Raw genomic sequence first — 25,794 nt, forward strand, 5'->3', positions numbered from 1 at the left:
ACGGGCGCTCACCGATCATGGGAGGATAAAAAAGACATGTCGTTTCCGCAAACCCTGCCCGCCGCGCGGACCCTGTCCGCCATGGAAGCCCCGCCGCTTCGCTGGGGCATTCTCGGCTCCGGCTGGATCGCCACCAAGTTCACGGAATCGGTCAAGGCTCATACGCGCCAGGATATTGCCGCCGTCGGCTCGCGATCGCGCGTCGCGGCGGATGCATTTGCCGCGCAGTGGGGGATCGCACGGGCCTATGACAGCTACGAGGCGCTCGTCACCGCCGATGATCTTGACGTCATCTATGTAGCGACGCCGCACAATCTGCATCACGCACATGTGCTGCTGGCGATCGAGGCGGGGAAACATGTGCTCGTCGAGAAGCCTATGGCACTCAACTGCGCACAGGCCGAAGGCATGGTCGCAGCCGCCCGCCGCAAGGGGGTGTTCTTCGCGGAAGCACTGTGGACCTATTTCCTGCCGAAATTCGATGTGCTCCAACAGGTGCTGGATGCTGGAGCAATCGGAGACATCCTGTCTGTTTACACCGAGTACGGCGAATATCTGCCGCGCAATCACCGTATTTTCGACGCGCGCCTTGCCGGCGGACCGCTTCTCGACCTCGGCACCTATCCGGTCTCGCTGCTGGCAAAACTCCTTGGCGTGCCAAAGAAGGTCGTTGGCATCGGACAGGCCGATTCCGCCGGCGCCAACGGGCAGCTGTCGGTCGTTCTCGCCAACGCCAGTGGAGCGCTCGGCACGATGTCGACCACGCTCTACGGCTTCACCCCGACGAACGCTGCCATCGTCGGTACCAGTGGGTCGATCCGGTTCAACACGGAATTCCACCTGCCTGGCTCCTTCGAAATCTGGTCATTGGATGGATCCGCCCGGCTCCAATATGACGAGCCCAGGGGCGCGCATTTCGAGGGCCTCTACTATGAAGCTGCGGCCGTCGCATGGGCGATTTCGGAAGGACAACTGGAAAGCGTCTGCCGGCCGCTGGATGCATCGCTTGCCACGATGGCAACACTCGACGCGATCCGGAATGCTATCGGTATAAGCTTCACCGAAGCGGGGCTGACCGAATAAACCTCGAAGAAGCGGCGGGTTATATAGTGTTCGCTGCGTTCTGTCGGGTCTGTCGCGTGCAGATTGCCAAGGCTTCGCTGAGCGCGATCCCAGCCGTGGCGAGCAAGAGCCCATCATGGCCCGACTCGATCACCCTGAACCTGACCGAAGCGAGTTCCGACAATGGCGAAAAGTTGGAGTCCGTCAGAGCAATGACAGGAACTCTTCGATCCGATAGGTTTGACGCATGTACCGTCGTTTCCTCAGCATAGGGTGCGCAACTGATGATGACTGCCGCATCGTCCGGCGTTGCAAACGCGAGCACATCGTCGCCGCCGACAATGTCCGTTAGCAAGGTCGAACGAATTCTCAATCGGGTCAGGCAATGTTGAAGCAAGGCAGCCATCGGAAAAGTGCCGTTCCCCGCAAGGATGAACACGCAGTTGGCTGAGGAAAGAATTTCCGCTGCAGCTTTGATGTCAGCCACGCGGATTGTCTTGGATAATGTTTCGAGCGAATGATGACAGGCCTCTATCGTTTCATAAAACACCTGCGCTTCGCGCGCGACACCTTCCCGTCCTGATCGGCGGCTTCCGCCTTTTTCGCCTGGCGCGATCTTTGCGCGGACAGCCTCTCGAAAAATCGCTTGTAGTGTGCTGAAGCCGTCATAGCCGAGGAACTGGGCGAAACGTATCAGGGTTGAAGGCGTTACCTGCGCTGCAGTTGCGATGGAGGCGATCGAACCCAACGCAACCTCATCAGGATTATCGAGAACATGGCGCGCAACTTGGGCAAGACGCTTAGGAAACAGCGCGTGCTTGGCATTGATTAAGGACCGCAATGCTTCGAAATCTTCTGGCGGCCGTCGGTGTTCGCTGCTCATTCGACCCCCCCCCAAACAAACATTCGGTTCGCATCGATGATGCCTGACGATGCGTAGGCGGATCCTCCAAAAGTCTTCATAATTCGCCAGTGACGAACTGCGCTACTCCCGCGCCGAAGGACCAATCTTCATCGGTATTTTCCACGAACGACACCATGATGTCAGAGGCAGAAATCCCGCATTTTTCCTCGAATTGCGCGGCCAAGCCTTGATAGAAGGCAAGCTTTTCCGTCCTAGACCGAGGCCGCGAGACGACTTCGACAAGAACAAAATTCTGCGTTCGCTGAAAGCCAAGGCCAGTATCCAGAGCACGAAAATGCGAAGCCTGGTGTTCGAAGACCAATTGATAGCGGTCACGTTCTGGCACATTGAACGCGGACAACATGACCTCATGCACCGTATCGAGTAGCAGTTCGACTTCGGCTTCGGAGCGGCCTTTTTGTATGTGAAGCTTGATGAGGGGCAAGGGAGATCCTATTAACCGTTGGCCGATAGCGCCCCTACAGGCACTGCGGGTTATTCACCTAGCGTGCATCACGATCCATGATCCATTGGACCGCTGGATCAGGAACGAAGCGCCAATTGCGCAAAGGGCCTGCCATGACGTTGAGGTAATACATTTCAAACCCGTAGGGCGCGCCACAGGGGTGATGGCCGCGAGGGACGAGCACCACGTCGTGGTTTTTCACCGCGATCGTCTCGTCAAGCGAGCCGTCATCGGTATAGACCCGTTGCACGCCAAAACCCTGCTCCGGATTGAGCCGGTGATAGTAGGTTTCTTCGAGATAAGTGATCCGCGGGAAATCGTCCTCGTCGTGACGGTGGCTCGGATAGGATGACCAGTTGCCGGCCGGCGTGAAGACCTCCGTCACCAACAGGCTGTCGCAATAGTCCTCGGCCTCCATCGCGATGTTGTTGATGAAACGCTGGTTGGCGCCCACCCCGCGCGCCGTGAGCTGGATGCCGTCCGGGCCAATGCGTCGTGCCTTGTGGCCACCCTTGCCGGGGGCAAGGCAGACGCCGACCGTGCAATCGGTCGTGGCGCGCGCTTCCCACTGCTCGCCATTCGGCACGTAGAGGCAATGGGGCGGGGTCTTCGCGAAGACGTTCATGCGTTCGCCCAGTTCACCCCAGTCCTTGCCGGCCGCGGTGAAGCGGGCCTTGCCCTCGACCATGACCACGACCGCTTCCATGCCCCCGGTCGCCTCGCCGATGGTTTCGCCTTCCCGCAGGCGGTAGAGGCTGAAGCCGACATAGCGCCAGCCCGCCGATTGAGGGGTAATCTCGTGGACCTTGCCATGACTGCCGAACGGTCGGCGCAGGAGAATGCTCATTGCGCTTTTTCCTTATCCGGCTGCTCTGGCGGCAGCCTTGTCCAGTCCGACGTCACGGGCGATCGACTTCAACGCCTTCAGGCCCATGTTCTGGTAGTGGAAGGGCTCGCGAACCGCGCTGTCCTGCTCGGCCTCGATCACCAGCCAGCCCGAATAGTCATGTTCGGCCGCGACCTTCAGCACCGGCGCGAAATCGACGCAGCCTTCCGGATCGCCCGGAACCGTGAACACGCCCCGGCGCACGCCTTCGAGGAAGGAGAGGTTTTCGGAACGGACCTGCTTCATGATTTCCGGACGGATGTTCTTTGCATGGATATGCGTCACGCGGCCCATGTATTTCTTCGCCACTTCTTCCGGGTTCGCCCCGCCGAAGGTGCAATGGCCGGTGTCGAGCAGAAGACGGGTGTAGGGGCCAGCCATCGTCATGAAACGGTCGATGTCGGCAGCGCTCTCGATGATCGTGCCCATGTGATGGTGATAGCCCATCTTGACGCCCTGATTGGCAGCATACTTGGAAAGCGCCTCATAGCCTTCCGAGAAGCGCTTCCACTGTTCCTCCTTCATGACCGGGCGGTTGTTGACCGGCGTTCCGTCGCTGCCGTGAACGGTGTTGGAGCATTCGCAGGCATTGATGTGGTCGCCGCCGGCAGCCTTCGTCATGTCGATGAACTTCTGCAGCGCCGCCTTCTCGGTGACGATGTCGTTCACCAGAAGGTTAGTCGAATGCCAGCCGCCAACGAAGCGCAGGCCGAACTCGCCGAGCTTGGCCTTCAGCGCGCCGCCCTCGTCGGGCATCTTGTGGCCCTTCTCGATGCCGTCGAACCCGATCTTGCGGCAATCCGACAGGCAATCCTCCAGCGTCAGATGCGCGCCGATCGTCTGGTCGTCGTCGTTGGACCAGGCAATGGGATTTGTTCCGTAAAATATCATGGTTCGGTCCTTCCAGGCATTGTCGCGAGGGTTAGTTGATGCGTTGGCGGGCTACGTTCGCCTCATAGTGCGCGCGCGCCTTCTTGAGCTTTTCGGTGGTGCCGACTTCCGGCACGGCGACATCCCACCAGGCGCCGCCGATGCCGGCTCCGGTTTCCGCTTCCGTATCGATGACGATCACCGTGGGAATGTCCCGGCTGCGCGCCGAGACGATCTCGGTTTCGAGCTGCGCGATGTCGGCGGCCTTGACGGCATACGCGCCCATCGAAGTCGCATGCGCGACGAAGTCGATCTCCGGCTGGGTCTCGACATTGCAGTCCTTGTACATGTTATTGAACTCAGCACCGCCGCATTCCTGCTGCAGACGGTTGATGCAGCCATAGCCACGGTTGTCCGTCAGCACGATGGTGAAGGGCACGCGCAGCATGACGGCGGTCGCGAGCTCGGAATTGGCCATCATGTAGCTGCCGTCGCCGACGAAGCACACGACTTCCTTTTCCGGTGCCGCGAGCTTGATGCCGAAAGCGCCGGCGACCTCGTAGCCCATGCAGGAATAGCCGTATTCCATGTGATAGCCGCCAGCGGCCGCCCGCCACAGCACTTGCAGGGCGCCGGGCATGGTGCCAGCCGCGCACATCGCAACCGTCTTTGGACCCGCGATACGCTGCACCGCGCCAATGACCTGGGCATCGGAGGGCCGGAAATTCGGCTTCGGCGTTCCGGGGGCCGCTGTGACGGTATCAGTCGCCTTGAACCAGGCCTCGCGCGCGGCGAAATCCGGATCGGCGAAACGGTGCGAACCGAGCGCAGTGGAAATGCGCCGCAGCGCCACCTTGGCGTCGGAGACCAACGGGATGGCGCCGTGCTTGGCCGCGTCATAGCCGGCGAGGTTGATCGAGACGAGCTTGCGGCTCGGATTGCTGAAGATCACCCAGCTGCCGGTCGTGAAGTCCTGGAAGCGGGTGCCGACGCCAAGGATCAGATCGGCTTTGGCGGCGATCTTGTTGCCGCAATCGGTGCCGGTGACGCCCGGCGAGCCGAAGTTGAGCCTTTCTTGCCAGTCGATTGCACCCTTGCCGGCCTGCGTCTCGACGATCGGTATATTGTGCGCCTTGGCGAAGGCGAGCAGATCGGCTTCTGCGCCGGAATACAGCACACCGCCACCTGCGACGATGACCGGGTGTGAAGAGGCCTTGAGCACTGCGACGACATCGTCGACTTCGCGCGGATCTGGCTCTGGACGACGGATGCGCCACGTCTTCGGCTCAAAGAAGCTTTCCGGCCAGTCGTAGGCCTCGGCCTGCACGTCCTGGCAAAATGCAAGTGTGACCGGGCCGCAATTTGCGGGATCGGTCATCACCTGCATCGCGCGAGGCAGGACGGTCAGCAGATGCTCGGGACGGGTGATGCGGTCGAAATAGCGGCTGACCGGACGGAAGCAGTCCGTCACGGTGACAGTGCCGTCATCGAAATCCTCGATCTGCTGCAGAACCGGGTCCGGCCGGCGGTTGGCGAATACATCGCCGGGGATGAATAGTACGGGCAGGCGGTTCACATGGGCGAGCGCTGCAGCCGTCACCATATTCGTCGCGCCCGGGCCGATGGACGAGGTGATCGCCATAGCCTTGCGCCGGCGCTTGGTCTTGGCATAGGCGATCGCCGCATGGGCCATGGTCTGCTCGTTCTGGCCACGCCAGGTGGGCAGTTTATCGCCAATGCCATGCAGAGCCTCGCCAATTCCGGCGACGTTGCCGTGGCCGAAGATCGCCCAGACGCCTTCGATGAAGCGCTCCCCCTCCTCAGTCATCTGTACGGCCAGCCAGCGGAACATGGCCTGTGCTGCCGTAAGGCGAATGGTTCCCGTCATGTCATACCCTCCTGCGCGACGGTCCCGCCGCGTTACTGTCCTGGCTTGCGCTGCGCGCTTCGTCCCAGATTGTGCAGAGCCGCTGATAGCGGGCCTGAATATCCTCGATCGCCTCAGCATCGGCGATGGTGCCAGCAAGCCAGTCGCGTGCGGCCTGCGCGAAGATCGTGCGGCCGACCGCAAAGCCCTTGACCAGCGGGAAGCCGGCCGCGACCTTGAAGCTCGCGGCGAGTTCGGCCTCCGGCGCGTCGAGACCGAGCACCACGATGCCGCGCGTGTGCGGATCATTTTCATTGATCGCAGCGCAAGCCTTTTCCCAGGCGGCACTGCTGGCCATCGGCTCTAGCTTCCACCAGTCCGGATAGATGCCGATCTCGTAGAACCGCCGGATCAGGGTCGCCGTCGTGTCGTCATCGACCGGGCCGACCTTGGACGGAATGATTTCGAGCAGGAATTCCAGCCGGTTGCGACGGGCCGCCGCGAACAGCCGCTTGATCGTCTCTTCCTGCGAAGCTCGCATCTGCGCATCGTCGTCGGGATGGCAGAAGCACAAGACCTTGACGACGTTTTCAAGCGCCCACTCGTCAAGTCCGCCGAAGTCGGGGCCAAGTTCGGGTTCCAGCGTCAGCGGACGCGAGCCCGGCCATTCGACCGGTCGGCCGACCCAAAGGCCAGTGCCTGACGCGGCGTGAAGCGCACGGCGGCCGAGGCGGTTGTCGCAGAGGATGCCATAGCCTGGTCGGCCGCCCTGAACCTTAAGGGCCGCCTTCAGACAGAGTTCTTTGAAACGGCCAATCTTTTCGGGCGTGGCACCTGCCATGGCCTCCAGCTGCATGCGGTGGTCGAAGGCGAAGACGCGCATGGTCGACCAGTCATTGTGGCGGTTGGTCGCCCAGTGGATCTGCTCGAGGTCCGCGTCCTTGCGCAGCGCCTTGTCCTTGATGCCGCGCTTCAGGAAGAAGTCGAGCTCCTCCAACGACGGATAGGCCGGCGTGCAGCCATGGCGGCTGACGGCGAAGGCGCCGCAGGCATTGGCATACTGAAGCGCGCGTGGCCAGGGCGCATCCTCCAGCCAGCCCTTGATGAGGCCCGACATGAAGCCATCGCCTGCGCCGAGAACGTTGAAAACCTCGATCGGATAGCCGGGGCCGCTTTCTCCCTCGTCGAGCGTATTCGGTATCGCACCGGTAAGGGCGACGGCGCCGGCCGCGCCGCGCTTGCAGACGAGCGTGGCGGTGGAGACGGCACGCACGGCACGCAGAGCCTCGATCGTGTTCGTCGAGCCGCCTGCGATATGGAATTCCTCCTCCGTGCCGACGATCAGGTCGAAGAGACGCAGCGTCGATTGCAGCTTGGCGGTCACCTTGCCCGATTCGACGAAGCGGCTCTCGCCGTCGCCATGGCCGGCCACGCCCCAGAGGTTCGGACGGTAATCTATGTCGAGCGCGGTCCGCGCGCCATGCTTGCGCGCGAGCTCCAGCGCCTTGAGCACGGCCTTTTCCGTGCGCGGATGGCTGAGATGGGTACCGGTCGCGACGACCGAGCGGGAACGGGCGATCAGCGCCTCGTCGATATCGTCTTCGCAGAGCGCCATGTCGGCGCAGTTCTCGCGGTAGAAGATCAGCGGAAAGCGGTCCTCGTCCCGGATGCCGAGGAGCACGAGTGCCGTTAGCCGCTCGGGATCGGTCTTGACCCCGGTGACGTCGACGCCTTCGCGTGCAAGCTCCTCGCGAATGAAACGGCCCATGTGCTCGTCGCCGACGCGGGTGATCAGCGCCGAGCGTAGGCCGAGGCGGGCGGTGCCGGCAGCCATATTGGTCGGCGAGCCGCCGATATATTTGTGGAACGACCCCATGTCTTCCAGACGGCCGCCGATCTGTACCCCGTAAAGATCCACGGACGAGCGTCCGATCGTGATGACATCCAATGACTTGTTCATTTCTTCCTCCGGCACCCGGCTGCAATTGCCCAACGTGCATGCTGCCCGCGCCGCTCGAGGCGCAGGCAGCGGGTTGTCGGCTCAGAGCTTGCCCGAGACGTAGCTGATGCTCTCGCGCACTGCGGTTTCCGGATCTGCCAGTGCATGCACTTCCTCGGCAAAAGGCTCGAAGCTGTAGGGGCCTTCGAAGCCTGCGGCGATGAGCGCCTTGATCTGCGGAATGTTCTCCAGCCGATCTTTGGCATCGACGAGCACGCGGTGGGCGTCGAGCATCTTGTCCACGGCGACATTCGGATCGACGACGCCCGAGATGTGGACCAGACCAGTCCTTTCCGGGAAGAAGTCTGTCTCGCCGGCCAGGTGGTGATGGAAGGTATCGTGCACGAGTTTGTAGATGCCGCCTCCTTCAGCCGCGTCGATGGCGCGAAGCGCTTCCTTCTTGGTCCGCAGCGAGGAGATCGGGAAGCCGAGAGGTTCGACCAGGCCTGTCAGTCCGCGCTCCTCAAGGATGGGCTTCATGGCCTTCAGCGCCGCGACGAGATCATCGAACGACACTTTCGTGCCGTCGTTTAGCGGGCACATGACAAGCGCCTTGGCGCCGGAAGCGGCCGCATAGTCGGCGAGCGCCACAGCCTTCTTCGGTAATTCACCCGACCAGACGTTGAACGGATAGAGCGCGTTGATCGAGATGATCGTGACGCCGGCGCTCGCTGCGGCCTTTTTGACGACTTCAGGCTTCACCGTCCCGACGATGTCGGGAAGATCGTTGCGGATCTCGACCTCCGTCAGACCCAGGTCGCGAGCCGCCGTAAAGAAATTTTCAAGCGACAGCTTGGGCGCGGTGATGTGGTTGATGGCAAAACGCATGGAGGACCTCAGTTGTAAAGCGCAGGGCGAGTGGGAAGATTAATCGCGACTGCGGCACCCTCTGCCTCCTGCGCGGCTACGCAGGCATCGGATGTGATTGCCGCCACATAACCGTCCCAGGAGTTCGGGCCAGCCGCCGTGCCTTTGGTAGCGGCGTTGATGAAGTCCTGCAGCTCAACGTCGTAGCTGGCGATGAAGCGATCCTTCCAATCGGTGAGGATATCGTTTTGAAGCTTGGCGCCGAGACGCGTCTGGATTGCCATCGGCTCAGGCAGAGTGGCGACACCGTCTTCGCCAACGACCTCGCACTGAATGTCGTAGCCGTAGTGGCAGTTGACGAAGATTTCGACATCGATGATCGTGCCCTTGGCAGTCTCCAGAATGACAATCTGGGGATCCCTAAGCTTGGCATGACTGCGCGCTGCCGAACGGGGAAACAGCACACGAGCGGAAACATAGTCGTCATTCAACAGCCAGCGCAGCACGTCGATTTCGTGAATCATCGTGTCGTGGATGGCCATCGGCGTAACATAATGCTCGGGGACGGCTGGGTTGCGATGGGCGGCATGAACCATGATCGGCGCACCGATCTTGGTATCCACGAACTGCTTCAGGGCGACATAACCCGCATCATATCTGCGCATGAAACCGACCTGTAAAAGTCGTTTGCCGTGCGCAACTTCGGCATCGACGATGCGCTTGGCGCCATCGGCGGTTGTCGCCAGAGGCTTTTCGCAGAAGCATGGCTTACCGGCAGCGATCGACGCCAGTACATATTGTTCGTGAGTGGCACCCCAAGAGGTGACAAGCACAGCGTCCACATCGGGTGAGGAAATCAGTTCTTCGCCGGTGGTGAAAATTGCAGCATCAGGCGCAATGTCGCTTTTCACCGCTTCGGCCGAGGCGCGGTTCACGTCACTCAACGCGACGACTGTCGCCCCGCCAAGAACCTGATTGATGCGGCGTGCATGGTCTCGGCCGATTGCACCGGTGCCGATGACACCTATTCTAACAGTCATTTGGAAAGCCTCACTTTCGGTACTTTTTGATGTAATTGTTCATTTCGCTACACATGAACCGTCCGGACTCGTCCGCCTTGTCCTCCCAGGCGAAGACGCAGGAAGTCATAATACCGTCGAAGCCGATATCGGCGAGCGTGCCGAAGAAGTCGTCCCAGGGGACCTCGCCTTGGCCGATATTGAGATGTTGGTGAACACGCGCTTGGGTACCCGGTGGGTTGAGAATATAGCGCAGACCCGAGGACGCTTTGTGATTGAAGGTATCGCCCACATGAACGTGCGCTAGAACGTCCTTGGCCTCGCGCAGCATCGCCTTGGTATCGTCGCCAAAGTAAAAGGTGTGCGGGGCGCAATAGAGGAACTTGACGTTCTTCGAATTCACCGTGCGGATGATGTCGAGCGCGGGCTGCAAGGTTTCGCACCAGTCTTCCGGATGCGGCTCGACGTGTAAATTGATGTTCTCACGTTCGAAGATCGGTACAAGTTCCTCCATCGAGCGCCACCATGCGTCTTCACAGGCCTCGATCATCGACCCGGTGTGGCAGCAGTAGCACGAGCCCCTGTCGGGGTGCGGACCGCGCCCGAATTCCGAGTTCATCGTATCGACTTCCATCTCCACCGCGATTTCGATGGCGCGCTTCCAGTGACGCACAGCGGCCTGACGCTCGGTCTCGTCATTCGAGGCCCAGCGATACATCGGCAACAGTGAGGCGATCTTCACGCCCTCGGCGGCGAGCGCTTTCTTGAAGGTTTTGATACGCTCAGGGAAAACCCGTGGAGCCTTGAACCACTCCAGAAAATCGGCGCGGGGGCTCAGCTCAATCCATTCATAGCCGAGCTCACGGACCTTCCGCGGCAGCTCCTCGAGGCTGAGATGACGATGCATAAACGGGTCAAGGGCGATACGCATATGTTGGTTCCTTCGTGTTTTAGCGACATGCCTTAGAAGGCGTCGATTGGTGGGCCGCGGGATCCGGGAGGAGATCGACCGCGGCCGCGGCCGTCATTTTTGGTAGGCGGCCATGTTGTCGGGGGTGACGAGTTCGAACGGTACCCAAAGGGTGCGCTCGCTGGCCTGCTTTCCTGCCAACTTGACAGCCGTCTGGACTGCGGCTTCGCCTTGCTTTGTTGCGTTCTGGAAAACTGTCGCGTCGATGTCTCCGGCCTTCATGGCGGCCAGTCCATCTGGCGTGGCATCAATGCCGGTGATGACAACGTCGTTCATCGCGACGCCAGCCGCCTTCAAAGCCTGAGCCGCGCCAATGGCCATCTCGTCATTATTGGCAACCACCGCATCGAACTTCAGCCCAGCCGTCAGCCAGGAAGATACGAGATCCTGCGCCTGGGTCCTGTTCCAGTTCGCTGTCTGCTTTTCGACAATATCGATCCGGCAAACTTGTTGAGAAAAGACGGCCTCGACATCCTTTGTGCGCACAAGGGCTGCATGGTTTTCAAGCGGCCCCATCAGAATTACGGCGCGACCTTTGCCGCCCAGAAGCTTGCAGGCGGCTTTCGCTTCCATCGTGCCGGAATCGAGTTCGTTGGAACCGACAAAGGCTGTGCCTTCCGGCAATCCCGAAGCGAGTTCGGCCGGCGGATGGTTGACGTAGACGAGCGGGATCTTCGCATCAGCTGCCGCCCGTGTGATCGCGGCCGTCGAGTCGCCGTCAACGGCATTCACGATGATTGCATCAACACCGTTGGCAATGAAGTTTTGAATTTGGTTGAGCTGTTTCGCAGGATCGAGTTGAGCGTCCTCTGTGAGGAGTTCGACATTTTTTACCCGTTTTGCTTCATCGCGGATTCCGTTCAGCAGAATCGTCAGAAATGGGTTATCGAACGACGTCATTGTCACCGCCACGCGCGTGCCAGCAAAGGCCGGCGCGGCTAGAAGGCAAAGCGCGGTCGTTATGAGCAGCTTCTTCATTTCGGGTCGTCCCATCTTCGCCTATCGAAGACAGAGGGCGGCAGGGGCCGCCCATCCGTCAGCTCTTCTTGATACGCTTGCGTTGGCGATAGACGTCGGCGACGACAGCCGCCACAATGATCGCGCCCTTCAGCATCTCCTGGTAATAGGCGTCCAGCCGCAGGAAGGTGAAACCTGAGATAATCACGCCGAAAATGACCATTCCGATCATCGTGCCAATGACTGATCCGCGGCCGCCGGAGAGCGAAACGCCGCCGATGACAGCCATTGCAATCGCATCAAGCTCGTACATAGAGCCCATGCCGGCCTGCGCGGTCAGACCTCGGGCAGCGACGACAATACCAGCAAGGCCAGACAACAAGCCGGCTACGGCATAAATCTTGACGGTGTGGCGCTCGACGTTGATACCCGACACCCGCGCCGCCTGGGGATTGGCGCCGACGGCATAGGTGAACTTGCCGTAGCGCGTATAGCGGAGAACGATGTGCAGGATCGCTGCGACCGCAAGGAAGATAAAGATGGGGGCCAAACCCTTTCCGAGTGCAGCGAAACTGTCGGTCGGAAAGCTGATCGGCTGCCCCTTCGTATACCACTTGGCAAAACCGCGAGCCGTGACCATCATACCAAGGGTGGCGATGAAGGGGGGAATTTTTGTGTACGCTATCAAAAGGCCGTTGATCATGCCACAGAGCAGACCGACGACCAAGCCCACCACAACCGGCAGTATTACCGGCAGATCAGTCAAGTGGGGATAGACTGCTCGATCATACGTGCCGACCTGCGCCAGGCTCATGGATATCATGGCAGTCGCACCGACGATCGAACCGGAACTCAGGTCGATCCCGCCAGAGATAATGACCTGGGTCACGCCGATCGCGATGATGCCCACGACCGATACCTGGAGGATCATAATCGAGAGGCGTTGAGTGTTGGCAAGGAAGCTTTGGCCTTGCAGAATCCAGCCCAGAATCTCAAATGTCAGCGAGATGCCGAGAAGAATCAGCAGGATGCTCAGTTCCGCCGGCACGCGTCGCCGGGGTCGGGTGGCCGGCAATGCCGATTGTGATGTCGCGTTCGTCATAAGATCTTTCCTCCCGTCATGAACACTAGCGTGCTGCGAGGTTCATTATCTTCACTTGAGTTGCCTCGGCGCGATCAAGAAAGCCCGAAACGTGCCCTTCATGCATGACCATGATCCGGTCGCTCATCCCGAGGACCTCCGGCAATTCAGATGAGATCATCAGGACCGCCACACCTTCGGCGGCAAGGGCCGTTATCAGGCGATGAATCTCCGCTTTAGCGCCGACATCGATGCCGCGAGTTGGCTCGTCGAGGATCAAAATCCGCGGTTTGGTCAGAAGCCAGCGTGCGATCAAGAGCTTCTGCTGGTTCCCGCCCGAGAGATTCTCGACGGTCTCCTGGAGGTTCGGCGTCTTGACACGAAGCTTGGCGGCCATTTCCTCCGAGAGTCTTGTCACTGTCGCTTGATCGACGAAGCCGGCTTTGACGTGCGACCGCGTGATCAGCGCGGATTGAATGTTTTCAAGGCAATTCAGTATCAGGAAGCAGCCCGTTTCCTTTCGATCCTCGGTCAGAAAGGCCATGCCATGGGCCATGGCCGCGCTCGGACTGTCGATCTTTACCGGCGTGCCATCGATCACGATCTCGCCTGACGCTGCCGGTTGAACACCAAACAGCGCTTCGGCGACGTTGGAGCGCTTTGAGCCCACGAGACCCGCAAGGCCGAGGATCTCTCCTCGCCGGACCGAAAACGAGATGTCATGGAAGACGCCGGGAATCGACAAATTCCGAACCTCAAGAGCGACATCGCCGATCGGGCAGTCGATCTTGGGAAACATGTTGGTGATCTCACGTCCAACCATCATGCGGATGATGTCGTCGCGGGTTACATCCTTTGAAGAATGTGTCCCGACATATTTCCCATCGCGAAACACCGTGAACTCGTCGGCGATCTCAAAGAGTTCGTTCATTTTATGGGTAATGTAGACGATACCTATGCCGCGCGAGCGGAGGTCACGTATGATCGTAAAAAGATGCTCAACTTCGCGATCTGTCAGCGCCGATGTTGGCTCGTCCATGATGAGGACGGAGGATTCGTAGCTGACTGCGCGCGCGATCTCGACCATCTGTTTTTGAGCTACTGTCAATTCGGACACTTGAGCTCGTGGATCGAGTACGATGTTCAGGCGAGCAAAGAGCTCCTCCGTCATCGTCACCATCTTGGAATGGTCGATGAGTCCAAGGCGGTTCTTGGGCTCGCGTCTGATCCAGATGTTCTCCGCCACTGTCATCCAGTTCATTAACTGGAGCTCCTGGTGAATCATCGCGATCCCTTGCTCCAGCGCGTCAAGCGGTGACTTCAGCACTGTCGGGACACCGCGAAGACGTATTTCACCAGCGTCTGGCTGGTATATCCCGGCGATGATTTTCATGAGCGTCGACTTGCCAGCCCCGTTTTCGCCCATCAATGCGTGGACCGTTCCGGGTCTGACGCGAAGCTGCACGTTGTCGAGCGCCAAAACACCCGGGAACTCTTTGCGAATACCCTCGATTGCAAGCAGGCCGTCGGCTTCCGTGGCCTCGAGTACGCGCTTGATAGCTGCCGCTGTGGTGGGACTTACCATGGCTTATCCTCCATCGCTCGGAAATCGAAAGAGGCGGCATCTCCGCCTCCTTCGACGCTACGATCTGTTTTAGTTCTTGGCCTGGTAGTCTTTGAGATTTGCCGGCGTAACGAGTTCGAACGGTACATAGCCTTTCTTCTCGACGGTCTCGCCGCGCGCAATCTTCAGAGCCGCATCTACAGCGCCCTTTCCCTGCCCCGCAGCGTTCTGGAAGACGGAGACATCGAGGTCGCCAGCGGCCATGGCAGCAAGCGCGTCCTGAGTGGCGTCCACCCCGGAGACAATCACGTCTTTCATGTCTTTTCCGGCAGCTTTCAGCGACTGGATCGCGCCAATTGCCATCTCATCGTTGTTGGCAATGACAGCGTCAAACTCCACGCCGGCAGATAGCCAATTGGTCATCAGGTCGGCGCCCTGTGTGCGCGACCAGTTGGCGGTCTGCTCCTCAACGATCTTGATGAAACTGCACTCGGGCGTCGCAATCACGTCCTTGATGTCCTGCGTGCGCATGCGGGCGGCCTGGTTGGAGAGCTCGCCCATCATGACGACGGCTTTCGCCTCTGTCTTCCCAGCCTCCTTCAGAAGGCGGCAAACTTCCTTGGTTTCGAGCGTTCCGGACTCTTTCTCGTCGGAAGCCACGAAGGCCTGCTTTTCGGGAAGCTGGTCCACGTTTACTGGCTGACGGTTGACATAAATCAACGGAATACCTGCCGCATCGGCAGCCTGCGAGAGCGCAACGGTCGCATCCGTATCAACTGGATTGACGATAATGGCGTCGACGCCGGAGGCGACAAAGTTCTGGACCTGGCTGAGCTGCTTACCAACGTCGTTTTGCGCATCCTCGATCTGAAGTGTAACGCCGTCCTGGGTCTTGGCGTAGTCGGTCATGCCGTTTCGAAGAACCGTGAGAAAATTATCGTCGAAGAGCGCCATCGAGACGCCGATCGTCTCGGCCGACGCGGTCGTCGCCAACATGCTGGCGAAAGCTGCAATAATCAGGTGCTTTTTCATTTCATTCTCCTCCAGAGGTTATCGCGGGGCCAAAAGCCCCAGGTCAGTCATTTGGCAACAAGAATTCGCTGACGAAGATCAATGATCTCCATCATCGGTTGGTCAGGATTTTAGTTATCCCGGTGGGGCAGCCTCCTGTCTCCACCACCCGGCAGGACAATTTCCTAGTGGAGGGCCGTCGTCAACGTCTCTTGACGGCTACCGGCTATCAGCGCTGATAGAAACAATGCAGCTGTGCATGATAGAATCCATCAAACCATCACAGACTCTCAGGCACCCAAAGCTGTGCAGGGAGGAAGCGTTGTCCCGGCGTTTCTGCCATGCCGTGTTCGATCGTATGAACCATGGTGGCAATGAGGTCAGCGCATAATTCACGCAGTGGCGTCTGAAATACGCCGGTGATGCGCCGTTCAAGTAGCGCCTGTCGTGATTCCGGCGTCAGTTCATTGACGAGGCAGCCGATCTTTTCGCCTTTGTTCGTTTCCTGCAAAGCTTCGATCGCGCCTTCCATCCCGCCCCCGATGCAGTAAACACCCACCAGGTCATGATGGCGAGAAACGGCGTCCATCAGCAATTCATACGTCAAGCGCCGGGTTTCAAGGTTGATTAGCGCATCCAGCACCTCGAACTCCGGAGCGTATTCCCGCATATAACTGCGAAATCCAGTCTCGCGTAGCGAATGCCCGTGAAATCGGTGACCACCTAGAAGCAGGAGCAGTTTGCCAGGTGAGTGCGACAGCTTGGACAGGAGCCATGCGGCGGTCCGCCCCACTTTCATGTTGTTCGTGCCGAGATATGCCTCCCGCACGCCTTGGGCAAAGTCGGAAAGCAGGGAGAAGGTAGGAATACCCTTGGATTTGAGAGCGCTCACCGCCGCTGTGACGTCGTGATGGTCTGGTCCGATAGCACCGACTGCCTGTACCTTTCCCTTCATGCCAAGCAGCAGCTCTGAAATCTCACCGGGCTCGCCGGACTTTGCAAACTGCACATGCACTTGAAGACGCCGGTCCTTGACCGCACGTGCGGCGGTCTGCAGTTCTTCGGCAAATGCTTGATAGAACGCGTGGCGTTCTTTGCGCAAAACAACGCCCAGATTGTAGGAGGGTAAATCTGCCAGCATTCGCTGGCGAATTATATTTGTGCCGTGAAATCCGACCCGCTCGGCAGCAGAGAACACCCGTTTTGATGTTTCTTCGCGCACGGGGAGTCGGGCATTTAACACGCGATCGACTGTTGCAACGCTAACACCAGCCGCTTCTGCGACGTCCGCAATCGTGGGACGCTTCATCGAGATCACCTCAGGGAAAGATAGGGTTTCTTCACAATGTGACATAGATTGTCATGCGGATTGAGAGAAACCAATCAGCAATGCAAAAAAAATCTGTCCTTGTTCTAGCTGCAGGCGATGAGGCCCCTTCGCTCACGATGTGAGTGGAGTTTGATGCGTCACGCCGCCTCGCCGCGGGCGTCAAGTCTAGAATCGTGAGGTCACTGCAAGGTCATCGTTTGGACCGACGATCCGCCGAGAGACGCTGCATGTCTGGCAAAATGCCGCGATGGTTGATCGGTTGGATGATGATCCGTTGTCCGCACGCATTTAATCGTCTTGTACTTCAGAGCGTAGCCACTCCTGAAATTCATCGGCGATGGGAAGGCTCTGTTTTTCCTCAGGGCGGACGACGTAATACGCGTTTTCGGTTCTCATCGTGCTGGACGTCAGGGGTAGGAGCATGCCGGTCTTTAGCTCCTCCTCTATCAGATAAGTTGGCAGAAGCGCCGCACCGAGCCCGGCTATCGCTGCTGCCACCATCATCGAAAACTGGTCAAATCGGAGCCCGACATATGCATTGTCTACGATCGAACCTTGTAGTCGAAACCAGTCCGACCATAGCTTTGGCCGCGTGGTGAGGTGTAGCAATGGAATGGTAGAGAGATCGCCTTCTGCCTCTTGCCTCACCCGTTCGGCGAGTGCTGAACTTGCTATCGGCATAACGGTCTCATGGCAGAGGAACGTCGGGGTGCCACCTGCCCATATAGGTTGTCCGTAGTGGATAGCGAGATCGAAACTATCCTCCATGAAGCTGAAGGGCTTCGAACGAGATTCTATCGTGAGCGCAACATCTTGATGCGTCGCGAGGAAACGCCCAAGGCGGGGGACGAGCCATTTCGCGCCGAAGGTTGGAAGTGTCGCTATCTTTAGCGATGCGCGCGTCCGACCTGCTGCCGCGGCATCGATCATAAGCCGTTCCGATCGTGCAAGAAGATCCTTAACCTCCGGCAGTAGCCTTTGTCCGGCCTCAGAAAGGATTACACGTTGACGAATGCGCTCGAAAAGCTTGAGGCCAGTCTGTCGCTCCAGATCTGCAATCTGGCGGCTAATCGCGCTCTGGGTCAGGTTTAGCTCTTCTGCTGCGCGAGAAAAATTCGCGTGGCGGGCCGCACATTCAAACGCTTGAAGGGTCACAATGTCTGGCACTAGGCTTCGGCGCATACCCATTCCATTTTCGCATAAAGTTAGCCGCACAAGTCACAACACGTGGCTGCCACAGAAGAGTATATTGCATTTCCAGCATCAAGTCACAAACTCTTCAAAGGTCTAAAACAATGACGAAGCATGTCACGTCGAGCGACATCCGCGCCGCGTTTTCTGGAGCGATGTCGGCCATGTATCGCACCGAGGTCCCTGCTTACGGAACTCTGATGGATCTTGTGGCCCGGGTTAACAAGGAAGCACTTGCCGCCAAGCCCGAACTTAGGGCTCGCCTTGAAGCGACAGACAATCTTGATCGGATATCTGAGGAGCGTCACGGCGCAATCCGCTTGGGAACGGCGGACGAGCTTGCGATGATGCGGCGCGTCTTTGCGGTCATGGGTATGTATCCGGTTGGCTACTACGATCTATCCACGGCAGGAGTGCCCGTCCATTCGACTGCGTTTCGACCGGTCGGCGAGGAAGCCCTTAAGCGCAACCCTTTTCGCGTCTTTACGTCTTTGCTTCGCCTCGACATTATTGCGGACGAGACCTTGCGCAAAGAAGCGGCCGACATTCTCGCCAAGCGGCAGATTTTCACCAGTGGCGCGGTCGAGCTGACCGAAAAGGCGGAAGTCGAAGGTGGGCTGTGCAACGAGGATGCGGATCGTTTCGTTGCGGAAGTGTTGGAGACGTTCCGCTGGCATGACAAAGCTATAGTCGATGCCGATATGTATCATCGTCTGCACGATGCCCATCGCCTGATCGCCGATGTCGTTTCCTTCAAGGGACCACACATCAACCACCTCACCCCTCGCACGCTTGATATCGACAAGGTGCAGGCGCTGATGCCCGAATACGGGATTTCCCCTAAAGCGGTGGTTGAAGGACCGCCGACGCGCGACTGCCCGGTCCTGCTGCGCCAGACCTCTTTTAAGGCGCTTGAAGAAGCGGTGTCATTTGAGGACGGTCGGGGAGGCTGGAAAGCCGGCTCCCATACGGCGCGCTTCGGCGAGATCGAACAGCGGGGCATTGCCCTTACCCCAAAAGGCAGGGGTCTTTACGACAAGCTTCTCGACGAATCGCGCAAGGTTGTGCGACCGGCTGCGGATGGCTCGAACGCCAAGGCTTACGAAGCGGCGCTTGCGCAAACGTTTCATGCGTTCCCCGACAACTGGGCGGCCATCCGCTCTGATGGGCTAGGGTATTTCAGTTACTCGCTCACGGAGAAAGGGAAGAAAGGCTCTGTGCTGCCGGGTGCAAGCATAGAATCCCTCATTGCAGACGGCCTGATCCAGTTTGATCCCATCGTTTACGAGGATTTCCTTCCCGTCAGCGCAGCCGGCATTTTCCAGTCGAATCTTGGCGACGGCGCTCAGCAGGAATTCGTGGCGAGTCCAAATCAAAAGCGCTTCGAAGCAGACCTCGGTGCGCAAGTGCTGAACGAATTTGATCATTATGCGCAAATTGAGAAAGCTTCACTGGAAGCCTGCATCTCGCAACTGAAAAATCGCCCCGCCGCCGAGTGAACCGTCATAGAAATCGCGCAAGCAGAAGCCGACCTGGAGTCCCAAAATGAACGTTTCCGTAAAGACTGTTTCCGTTACTGAAGAAGCCGCCGCGATACTCGGCCGCCTCGGTGTGGCAAAATCACGTTACACCGAAGGCGACATCGCTGCCTTCTCTCCGATTACCGGCGAACAAACGGGCAAGCTGAAAGCGATGAGTTCGGCAGAGGCGACCAAGGTGATCGAAAAGGCTCACGAAGCCTTCCAGACGTGGCGCCTCGTGCCCGCTCCGAAGCGTGGCGAACTTGTTCGTCTCCTCGGCGAGGAACTACGTGCCGCCAAAACGGATCTGGGCCGCCTCGTTTCGATCGAAGCAGGCAAAATTCCGTCCGAGGGATTGGGCGAAGTGCAGGAAATGATCGACATCTGCGATTTCGCTGTCGGCCTTTCCCGCCAACTTTACGGTCTCACAATTGCTACCGAGCGCCCGGGCCACCGTATGATGGAAACCTGGCATCCCCTCGGTGTCATCGGCATCATTTCCGCTTTCAATTTCCCGGTCGCCGTTTGGGCCTGGAACGCAGCATTGGCTTTGGTCTGCGGCAACAGCATCGTGTGGAAACCATCGGAGAAGTCGCTGCTTACAGCATTGGCGTCGCAGGCGATTCTCGAACGCGCCCTCAAGCGTTATGGCGAGGCTCCGGAAGGCCTCTCGCAGGTTCTGATCGGCAATCGAGCGATCGGTGAAGTGCTCGTTGATCATCCAAAGGTTCCGCTCGTGTCAGCGACGGGTTCCACTCGCATGGGCCGCGACGTCGGCCCGCGGCTGGCCAAGCGTTTCGCTCGCGCCATCTTGGAACTTGGTGGCAACAACGGCGGCATCGTGTGCCCGTCAGCTGATCTCGACATGGCGCTTCGAGCCATCGCCTTTGGCGCGATGGGCACGGCTGGCCAGCGGTGCACGACATTGCGTCGCCTGTTCGTCCATGAAAGCATCTATGATCAGCTCGTACCGCGCCTGAAAAAGGCCTATAAGAGCGTCTCTGTTGGGGATCCGCTGCAGTCGACAGCGTTGGTCGGACCGCTGATCGACAAAATCGCTTTTGAAAACATGCAGAAGGCACTTGTTGAAGCCAAGGCACACGGAGGCACCGTTTTGGGTGGGCAACGTGTGGATGTCGGTCACGATCTGGCATTCTACGTCAAGCCGGCGCTTGTCGAAATGCCCAAGCATGAAGGCCCGGTTCTGGAAGAGACCTTCGCACCTATTCTGTACGTCATGAGATATAGCGATTTCGACGCGGTCATCGCCGATCACAATGCGGTGGCTGCGGGCTTGTCTTCCTCGATCTTCACCCTGGACATGAGAGAAGCCGAGCGGTTCGTAGCTGCCGATGGCTCCGATTGTGGTATCGCCAACGTGAACATCGGCACGTCGGGTGCAGAGATCGGCGGTGCGTTCGGAGGCGAAAAGGAAACGGGAGGCGGCCGTGAATCCGGCTCCGACGCCTGGAGAGCTTACATGCGCCGTACGACGAACACGATCAACTATTCGAAGTCGCTGCCCCTGGCACAGGGCGTTTCTTTTGACATCGAATAGGAATGGCGCGTTTCATGACGATCTCAACAAAAATCGAAGAAGCGGGCTTCAAACCGGCTTCACGGATCGCCTCGGTTGGCGTTTCGAAGATTCTCCAGATCGGCGCACGCGCCGCTGCAATGAAGCGCGATGGTCTGCCGGTCATCGTGCTGGGAGCCGGCGAGCCTGATTTCGATACGCCGGAGAACGTCAAGGAGGCGGCTAAGGCCGCCATCGACGCTGGCGAAACGAAATACACCGCTCTGGACGGCACGCCGGCCCTGAAGAAGGCGATCGTCGAAAAGTTCAGACGGGAAAACGGCATCGACTACGATATCAACGAGGTTACGGTTGCGACAGGCGCCAAGCAGATCCTCTTCAACGCCTTTATGGCGACGCTCGATCCCGGCGACGAAGTGATCATCCCGACGCCTTACTGGACTTCCTATTCCGACATCGTCGAGATTTGCGGTGGTGTGTCAGTCCTTATCCCGTGCGACGCCAAGGCCAACTTCCGTCTCCAGGCCGAACAGCTGGAAAAGGCAATCACATCAAAAACCCGTTGGATTCTTCTTAACTCGCCGTCCAATCCATCGGGCGCTGCCTACACCGCCGAGGATTACCGCCCCCTCCTGGATGTTTTGATCGGTCATCCGCAGGTCTGGTTGATGGTCGACGACATGTACGAGCACATCGTCTACGACGATTTCGCATTTGCGACACCTGTCGCGATCGAGCCTCGACTGAAGAATCGCACGTTGACGATCAACGGTGTATCGAAAGCCTACGCGATGACGGGCTGGCGCATCGGTTATGCGGGTGGCCCGAAGGCTTTGATCAAAGCGATGGCGGTGATCCAGAGCCAGGCGACGTCCTGCCCCTGTTCGGTCAGCCAGGCTGCCTCGGTTGAGGCTCTGAACGGACCCCAGAAGTTTCTGAAGGAGAGACAGGAGAGCTTCCGTCGTCGCCGCGATCTTGTTGTCGAGCGCCTGAACGAAATCGACGGGTTGGATTGCCGTACTCCTGAGGGTGCTTTCTATACTTTTTCCAGTTGCGCCGGCGTTTTGGGCAAACTGACACCGAAAGGTAAGAAGATTGAAGCCGACCATGACTTCACCGACTATCTTCTAGAAGAGGCCCACGTCGCGGTCGTCCCTGGCTCGGCCTTTGGCCTATCTCCCTATTTTCGGATTTCGTACGCGACTTCGGAAGCCGAATTGATGGAAGCACTCAATCGTATCAAGCATGCTTGCTCTGCATTGCAGAATTGATGTCATTGCCTGGTTCGGGGTGCGTATAGACTGATGATACCGCGCCTCCATTCCGGTTTTGGAAAACAGCAGTTGCCGCCCGGCTTCGTCGAGAGGCTCGTCGAAGTCGGGTTCAATGGCGACGTGGAACAGCGCGCAATGTCGCGCTCTGTCTTCGCGACTGACAATTCTATCTACCAGGTAACCCCGGCAGCAATTCTGTTTCCGCGAGATGCCGACGACCTGAAGAAGATTGCAAAAGCGCTTTCCGATCCTCGTTTCGCGGATCTCACCATCGCCCCGCGTGGGGGCGGCACGGGGACGAACGGACAGTCGCTCACCTCCGGTATCGCGGTGGACTGCTCACGGTACATGAACCGGATCCTGGAAATTGATCAGGCGAGAAAGGTCGCTCGAGTTCAGGCAGGTGTTGTCAAGGACCAGTTGAACCAAGCCTTGAAGCCACACGGATTGTTCTTCGCGCCGGAGCTTTCAACCTCGAACCGGGCCACAATCGGTGGCATGGTGTCGACCGACGCCTGCGGCCAAGGGTCGTGCCTTTACGGCAAGACCTCGAATCACGTGCTTGGGCTTCGTATCGTGCTTATGGACGGCTCCGACTGGTGGTCGCGTCCGATGGACGAAGAAGCGCTTGCCAAGACCCTGGCGAGGGGTGACCGAATCGGCGACGTTCACAGGACGGTTGAGCGCATCGCACGAGAAAAGCGCGATCGCATAGAGGAGGTTTTTCCCAACCTCAATCGCTACATGACCGGCTACGATCTAGCTCATATCCGTCGCGCCGACGGCCGCTTCGATTTGAACGCCTTTCTGTGCGGCTCGGAAGGCACCCTTGCCATGATCGCCGAGGCAGAACTCAATCTTCTGCCGATCCCGGCGCAGGCCGCCCTCGTCAACATCCGCTACAGCGACTTCAACGCCGCGCTGGAAGACGCTCGCACCCTAAGCGCCCTCAATGTTGCCTCTGTCGAGACGATCGACGGGAAGGTGCTGGGGCTTGCAAAGAACGATATCGTCTGGACCGACATAGCCCGGTTCTTCCCTGAGAGCCACACAGGCGTGGCAAACGGCATCAATCTCGTCGAGGTGCTGGCCGACGATGAGGCCGAACTCCAACGAAAGCTTGAAGCGGTCACGGCGGTGCTCGATGAGGGACTGGATATCAACCGCCTCAGCTATACTGTGGTCCGCGGGCATGCCGACGTCGAGGCGGTATGGAATATGCGCAAGCGCGCTGTCGGCTTGCTCGGCAATGTGGACGGCCCCGTCCGTCCGGTCGCCTTCGTCGAGGATACAGCTGTCCCGCCTGAGAACTTGGCTGCCTATATCCGTGAATTTCGCGCGCTACTTGACAGGGCGGGCCTCTCCTACGGGATGTTCGGTCATGTCGACGCAGGGGTGCTGCACGTACGGCCGGCACTCGACTTGACCCGTGACGATCACGTACCTTTGCTGCGCCACATCAGCGACGCCGTAGTGGCGCTCACTCGCAAACACGGCGGCGTTCTGTGGGGCGAGCACGGTAAGGGCGTGCGCTCGGAATATGTGCCGGAATTCTTCGGCGACCTTTATCCTTGCCTCCAAGACATCAAACGGGCTTTCGATCCGAACAACCGCCTCAACCCGGGCAAGATCGCCGCGCCGTCCACCGCGTCACTGCTCAAGATCGACGAAGTACCTTTAAGGGGCGCTTTCGATCGCATAATCAGTAACGAAATACGCGCCGCCTTCGACAATGCCGCCTATTGCAACGGCAATGGCGCTTGTTTCGACTTCGACGAGACGAGCCCCATGTGTCCCTCCTACAAGGCGACCCGCGATCGGCGATACTCGCCAAAAGGACGCGCCATGCTTGTGCGGGAATGGCTGCGACTGCTTGGCGAGAAGGGCATTGATCCACGCAGAGAGTCCGTACGTCTGCGCCGGCGACACCCACTCTTGAGCCTGACGGCACGTGTTATAAACAGCCTTAACCCGAGAAACCGTAACGACTTTTCCCACGAGGTGCGAGAAGCAATGGACACCTGCCTCGCCTGCAAGGCTTGTGCCGGGCAGTGTCCCGTGAAGGTCAGTGTGCCGGCGTTCCGTTCTAAGTTTCTGGAGCTGTATTATGGCCGTTACTTGCGTCCACTAAAGGACTCGGTGGTTTCCGGTATCGAAACCACCCTCCCTTTGATGGCGCGGATCCGTCCGCTCTACAATCTCGTCGCCGGCACATCGCCTGGCAAGCGGCTGATGCGAGCGATTGGGTTGACGGCGCTTCCACTTCTGCCGCGGCGCTCATTTTCCCAGGAAGTCCGCCGTTTGGGTGTCGAGATCGCTCACGCGAGAGAGATCGAGAAGCTATCGCCAGATGAAAAGGATCGGGTTGTCGTATTTGTTTTCGACAGCTTCACATCTCATTTCGAACCAAACGTGGCGATTGCAGCCATTCGCGTTGCTCGTAAGCTGGACTTGATCCCGTATCTCGCCGCATGCCATCACAATGGTAAAGCATTACACGTTCATGGGTACCTCGGTCGTTTCGAGAAAGCGGCCGCAAAGACGGAACGTTACCTCCGAGCCCTAGCAGACGCCGGCGTTGCTCTCGTTGGGTTGGATCCCTCAATGACGCTTGTTTACCGCAGCGAGTATCACGGATTACGGACGAGTGGTCGCAAGGCGACCGTTCTTCTTCCGCAAGAATGGCTTGCAGAGAATTTGAGCAGGCTATCGATTAAACCTATTCCATCGCCGTCACGCAAATACAGCCTCCTTCCTCATTGTACCGAGCGGAGCCACCTTCCGTCCGCCTCAAACCAGTGGAAGTCGGTTTTTCAGGCTCTTGGCGCAAGTGTGCATGTAGAAAATGTAGGGTGTTGCGGAATGGCCGGGACCTTTGGTCACGAGGTCCGCAACCGCGGTATCTCGGAGCAGCTTTACGCTATGAGTTGGGCGCCGTCTGTAGCTGAAGCATCAGAAAACAAGGTCGTCATGGCCACAGGGTATTCGTGCCGATGCCAGGCAAAGATGATCGATGGTAGGTCTCTACCTCACCCGCTAGAGGTGATCTACACTATGCTCGATTGAAGTGTCGTTCCGTATCAGCCAGAGGCTGAGTTGCTGTAGTGAGGTTCGATATCAGCGGTCCATAACGAGTTGCCATGACGGGAAACGGAAACCCCGTTTGGCCCCGTCGAGACCGAGAACCTGTCCATTCTGACGATTTGTAGTGACAGTGACGCGCGAAACGCCGAGAGATCCGCGAACGCTTCCGCGCTCAGCATGTCGTCCTCGGCGAGGATTTCCGCCACGCGACGTCGGCCGCGTTCCCGTGCGGGGGCCAACGCGGCCTGCAGCTCATCAGCCGGCTCGGCCACTTCCTCTACCGGAAATATATCCTCGCGAGCCAGCGGCTCTTGATGGGAATCCAACTGTTGACCCTGCAATCTTGGAGCATCGGCCGAGTGTGCCTTACGCAGATTTGCTAGAAGACCGGAAAT

Annotated in this window: 20 protein-coding genes and 1 pseudogene; 5 read left to right on the forward strand and 16 right to left on the reverse strand. The window is 58.7% G+C overall.

All coding sequences use genetic code 11. From position 1 onward, the window contains the following. Nucleotides 1-36 precede the first annotated feature (36 nt). Nucleotides 37-1,083 (forward strand): Gfo/Idh/MocA family oxidoreductase, encoded by a 1,047-nt coding sequence (locus tag ISN39_RS30505; protein ID WP_194731642.1) that lies wholly within the window; start codon nt 37-39, stop codon nt 1,081-1,083. A 19-nt stretch (nt 1,084-1,102) separates the two neighbouring features. Here ISN39_RS30505 and ISN39_RS30510 read toward each other — a convergent pair whose 3' ends face one another. The 15 genes from ISN39_RS30510 to ISN39_RS30580 all read right to left on the reverse strand — a co-directional run bounded on the left by ISN39_RS30510 (nt 1,103) and on the right by ISN39_RS30580 (nt 17,981). Next, nucleotides 1,103-1,945 carry a MurR/RpiR family transcriptional regulator gene (locus ISN39_RS30510; RefSeq protein ID WP_194731643.1) on the reverse strand — a complete coding sequence of 281 codons (843 nt, stop codon included), beginning with the start codon at nt 1,943-1,945 and terminating at the stop codon, nt 1,103-1,105. Nucleotides 1,946-2,021: 76 nt separating this feature from the next. Then, entirely contained in the window at nt 2,022-2,411 is a 390-nt protein-coding gene (locus tag ISN39_RS30515) for a tautomerase family protein (RefSeq protein WP_194731644.1), read from the reverse strand. A gap of 58 nt (nt 2,412-2,469) precedes the next feature. Continuing rightward, the gene (gene iolB / locus ISN39_RS30520; RefSeq protein ID WP_194731645.1) at nt 2,470-3,279 is read right to left on the reverse strand and encodes a 5-deoxy-glucuronate isomerase; all 810 of its coding nucleotides are present in this window, start codon (nt 3,277-3,279) and stop codon (nt 2,470-2,472) included. A gap of 12 nt (nt 3,280-3,291) precedes the next feature. Further along, nucleotides 3,292-4,209: a myo-inosose-2 dehydratase gene (gene iolE, locus ISN39_RS30525; protein WP_194731646.1), complete on the reverse strand. Its 918-nt coding sequence runs from the start codon at nt 4,207-4,209 to the stop codon at nt 3,292-3,294. A 31-nt stretch (nt 4,210-4,240) separates the two neighbouring features. Further along, the gene (gene iolD, locus ISN39_RS30530) at nt 4,241-6,076 is read right to left on the reverse strand and encodes a 3D-(3,5/4)-trihydroxycyclohexane-1,2-dione acylhydrolase (decyclizing) (RefSeq protein WP_194731647.1); all 1,836 of its coding nucleotides are present in this window, start codon (nt 6,074-6,076) and stop codon (nt 4,241-4,243) included. A 1-nt stretch (nt 6,077) separates the two neighbouring features. Further along, nucleotides 6,078-8,015, reverse strand: coding sequence for a 5-dehydro-2-deoxygluconokinase (iolC, locus tag ISN39_RS30535; RefSeq protein ID WP_194731648.1), 1,938 nt, complete (start codon nt 8,013-8,015; stop codon nt 6,078-6,080). Nucleotides 8,016-8,096: 81 nt separating this feature from the next. Continuing rightward, complete coding sequence (locus ISN39_RS30540) at nt 8,097-8,882, reverse strand: TIM barrel protein (RefSeq protein ID WP_194731649.1); 786 nt, start codon at nt 8,880-8,882, stop codon at nt 8,097-8,099. 8 nt (nt 8,883-8,890) lie between these two features. Beyond that, nucleotides 8,891-9,901, reverse strand: a complete 1,011-nt coding sequence (locus ISN39_RS30545; protein ID WP_194731650.1) for a Gfo/Idh/MocA family oxidoreductase — start codon at nt 9,899-9,901, stop codon at nt 8,891-8,893. 10 nt (nt 9,902-9,911) lie between these two features. Beyond that, complete coding sequence (locus ISN39_RS30550; RefSeq protein WP_194731651.1) at nt 9,912-10,811, reverse strand: sugar phosphate isomerase/epimerase; 900 nt, start codon at nt 10,809-10,811, stop codon at nt 9,912-9,914. 93 nt (nt 10,812-10,904) lie between these two features. Next, a complete protein-coding gene (locus ISN39_RS30555; protein ID WP_194731652.1) occupies nt 10,905-11,828 on the reverse strand; it encodes a substrate-binding domain-containing protein in 924 nt (307 codons plus the stop codon). A gap of 58 nt (nt 11,829-11,886) precedes the next feature. Beyond that, nucleotides 11,887-12,909, reverse strand: a complete 1,023-nt coding sequence (locus ISN39_RS30560; protein WP_194731653.1) for an ABC transporter permease — start codon at nt 12,907-12,909, stop codon at nt 11,887-11,889. A gap of 25 nt (nt 12,910-12,934) precedes the next feature. After that, nucleotides 12,935-14,473 (reverse strand): sugar ABC transporter ATP-binding protein, encoded by a 1,539-nt coding sequence (locus ISN39_RS30565; protein ID WP_194731654.1) that lies wholly within the window; start codon nt 14,471-14,473, stop codon nt 12,935-12,937. Nucleotides 14,474-14,542: 69 nt separating this feature from the next. After that, complete coding sequence (locus tag ISN39_RS30570) at nt 14,543-15,484, reverse strand: sugar ABC transporter substrate-binding protein (RefSeq protein WP_133940216.1); 942 nt, start codon at nt 15,482-15,484, stop codon at nt 14,543-14,545. Nucleotides 15,485-15,743: 259 nt separating this feature from the next. Further along, nucleotides 15,744-16,772 (reverse strand): LacI family DNA-binding transcriptional regulator, encoded by a 1,029-nt coding sequence (locus ISN39_RS30575; RefSeq protein WP_194731655.1) that lies wholly within the window; start codon nt 16,770-16,772, stop codon nt 15,744-15,746. 309 nt (nt 16,773-17,081) lie between these two features. Next, nucleotides 17,082-17,981 (reverse strand): LysR family transcriptional regulator, encoded by a 900-nt coding sequence (locus ISN39_RS30580; RefSeq protein WP_194731656.1) that lies wholly within the window; start codon nt 17,979-17,981, stop codon nt 17,082-17,084. Nucleotides 17,982-18,088: 107 nt separating this feature from the next. Here ISN39_RS30580 and ISN39_RS30585 point away from each other — a divergent pair, with 107 nt between their 5' ends. Genes ISN39_RS30585 through ISN39_RS30600 form a run of 4 tightly spaced genes read left to right on the forward strand, consistent with a single transcriptional unit; the run spans nt 18,089 to nt 25,381 of the window. Beyond that, nucleotides 18,089-19,483, forward strand: coding sequence for a VOC family protein (locus ISN39_RS30585; protein WP_194731657.1), 1,395 nt, complete (start codon nt 18,089-18,091; stop codon nt 19,481-19,483). Nucleotides 19,484-19,529: 46 nt separating this feature from the next. Continuing rightward, nucleotides 19,530-21,062: an aldehyde dehydrogenase family protein gene (locus ISN39_RS30590; protein ID WP_194731658.1), complete on the forward strand. Its 1,533-nt coding sequence runs from the start codon at nt 19,530-19,532 to the stop codon at nt 21,060-21,062. A gap of 14 nt (nt 21,063-21,076) precedes the next feature. Next, nucleotides 21,077-22,312: a pyridoxal phosphate-dependent aminotransferase gene (locus ISN39_RS30595; RefSeq protein WP_194731659.1), complete on the forward strand. Its 1,236-nt coding sequence runs from the start codon at nt 21,077-21,079 to the stop codon at nt 22,310-22,312. Between the two features lie 33 nt (nt 22,313-22,345). Beyond that, a complete protein-coding gene (locus tag ISN39_RS30600; RefSeq protein WP_194731660.1) occupies nt 22,346-25,381 on the forward strand; it encodes an FAD-binding and (Fe-S)-binding domain-containing protein in 3,036 nt (1,011 codons plus the stop codon). Nucleotides 25,382-25,447: 66 nt separating this feature from the next. Here ISN39_RS30600 and ISN39_RS30605 read toward each other — a convergent pair. Next, a pseudogene (locus tag ISN39_RS30605) lies at nt 25,448-25,713 on the reverse strand (XRE family transcriptional regulator); the annotation flags it as partial. Nucleotides 25,714-25,794: the final 81 nt, after the last annotated feature.

This window comes from Rhizobium sp. 007 (genome assembly GCF_015353075.1).
Taxonomy (GTDB): domain Bacteria; phylum Pseudomonadota; class Alphaproteobacteria; order Rhizobiales; family Rhizobiaceae; genus Rhizobium.

Bases quoted from the DNA above. Each gene is read 5' to 3' on its own strand.
- ISN39_RS30575 (WP_194731655.1), bottom strand. From the start codon at position 16,772: ATGAAGCGTCCCACGATTGCGGACGTCGCAGAAGCGGCTGGTGTTAGC.
- ISN39_RS30570 (WP_133940216.1), bottom strand. From the start codon at position 15,484: ATGAAAAAGCACCTGATTATTGCAGCTTTCGCCAGCATGTTGGCGACG.
- ISN39_RS30595 (WP_194731659.1), top strand. From the start codon at position 21,077: ATGACGATCTCAACAAAAATCGAAGAAGCGGGCTTCAAACCGGCTTCA.
- ISN39_RS30510 (WP_194731643.1), bottom strand. From the start codon at position 1,945: ATGAGCAGCGAACACCGACGGCCGCCAGAAGATTTCGAAGCATTGCGG.
- ISN39_RS30585 (WP_194731657.1), top strand. From the start codon at position 18,089: ATGACGAAGCATGTCACGTCGAGCGACATCCGCGCCGCGTTTTCTGGA.
- iolE (WP_194731646.1), bottom strand. From the start codon at position 4,209: ATGATATTTTACGGAACAAATCCCATTGCCTGGTCCAACGACGACGAC.
- iolC (WP_194731648.1), bottom strand. From the start codon at position 8,015: ATGAACAAGTCATTGGATGTCATCACGATCGGACGCTCGTCCGTGGAT.
- ISN39_RS30560 (WP_194731653.1), bottom strand. From the start codon at position 12,909: ATGACGAACGCGACATCACAATCGGCATTGCCGGCCACCCGACCCCGG.
- ISN39_RS30590 (WP_194731658.1), top strand. From the start codon at position 19,530: ATGAACGTTTCCGTAAAGACTGTTTCCGTTACTGAAGAAGCCGCCGCG.
- ISN39_RS30565 (WP_194731654.1), bottom strand. From the start codon at position 14,473: ATGGTAAGTCCCACCACAGCGGCAGCTATCAAGCGCGTACTCGAGGCC.
- ISN39_RS30550 (WP_194731651.1), bottom strand. From the start codon at position 10,811: ATGCGTATCGCCCTTGACCCGTTTATGCATCGTCATCTCAGCCTCGAG.
- iolB (WP_194731645.1), bottom strand. From the start codon at position 3,279: ATGAGCATTCTCCTGCGCCGACCGTTCGGCAGTCATGGCAAGGTCCAC.
- ISN39_RS30540 (WP_194731649.1), bottom strand. From the start codon at position 8,882: ATGCGTTTTGCCATCAACCACATCACCGCGCCCAAGCTGTCGCTTGAA.
- iolD (WP_194731647.1), bottom strand. From the start codon at position 6,076: ATGACGGGAACCATTCGCCTTACGGCAGCACAGGCCATGTTCCGCTGG.
- ISN39_RS30545 (WP_194731650.1), bottom strand. From the start codon at position 9,901: ATGACTGTTAGAATAGGTGTCATCGGCACCGGTGCAATCGGCCGAGAC.
- ISN39_RS30505 (WP_194731642.1), top strand. From the start codon at position 37: ATGTCGTTTCCGCAAACCCTGCCCGCCGCGCGGACCCTGTCCGCCATG.
- ISN39_RS30555 (WP_194731652.1), bottom strand. From the start codon at position 11,828: ATGAAGAAGCTGCTCATAACGACCGCGCTTTGCCTTCTAGCCGCGCCG.
- ISN39_RS30600 (WP_194731660.1), top strand. From the start codon at position 22,346: ATGATACCGCGCCTCCATTCCGGTTTTGGAAAACAGCAGTTGCCGCCC.
- ISN39_RS30580 (WP_194731656.1), bottom strand. From the start codon at position 17,981: ATGGGTATGCGCCGAAGCCTAGTGCCAGACATTGTGACCCTTCAAGCG.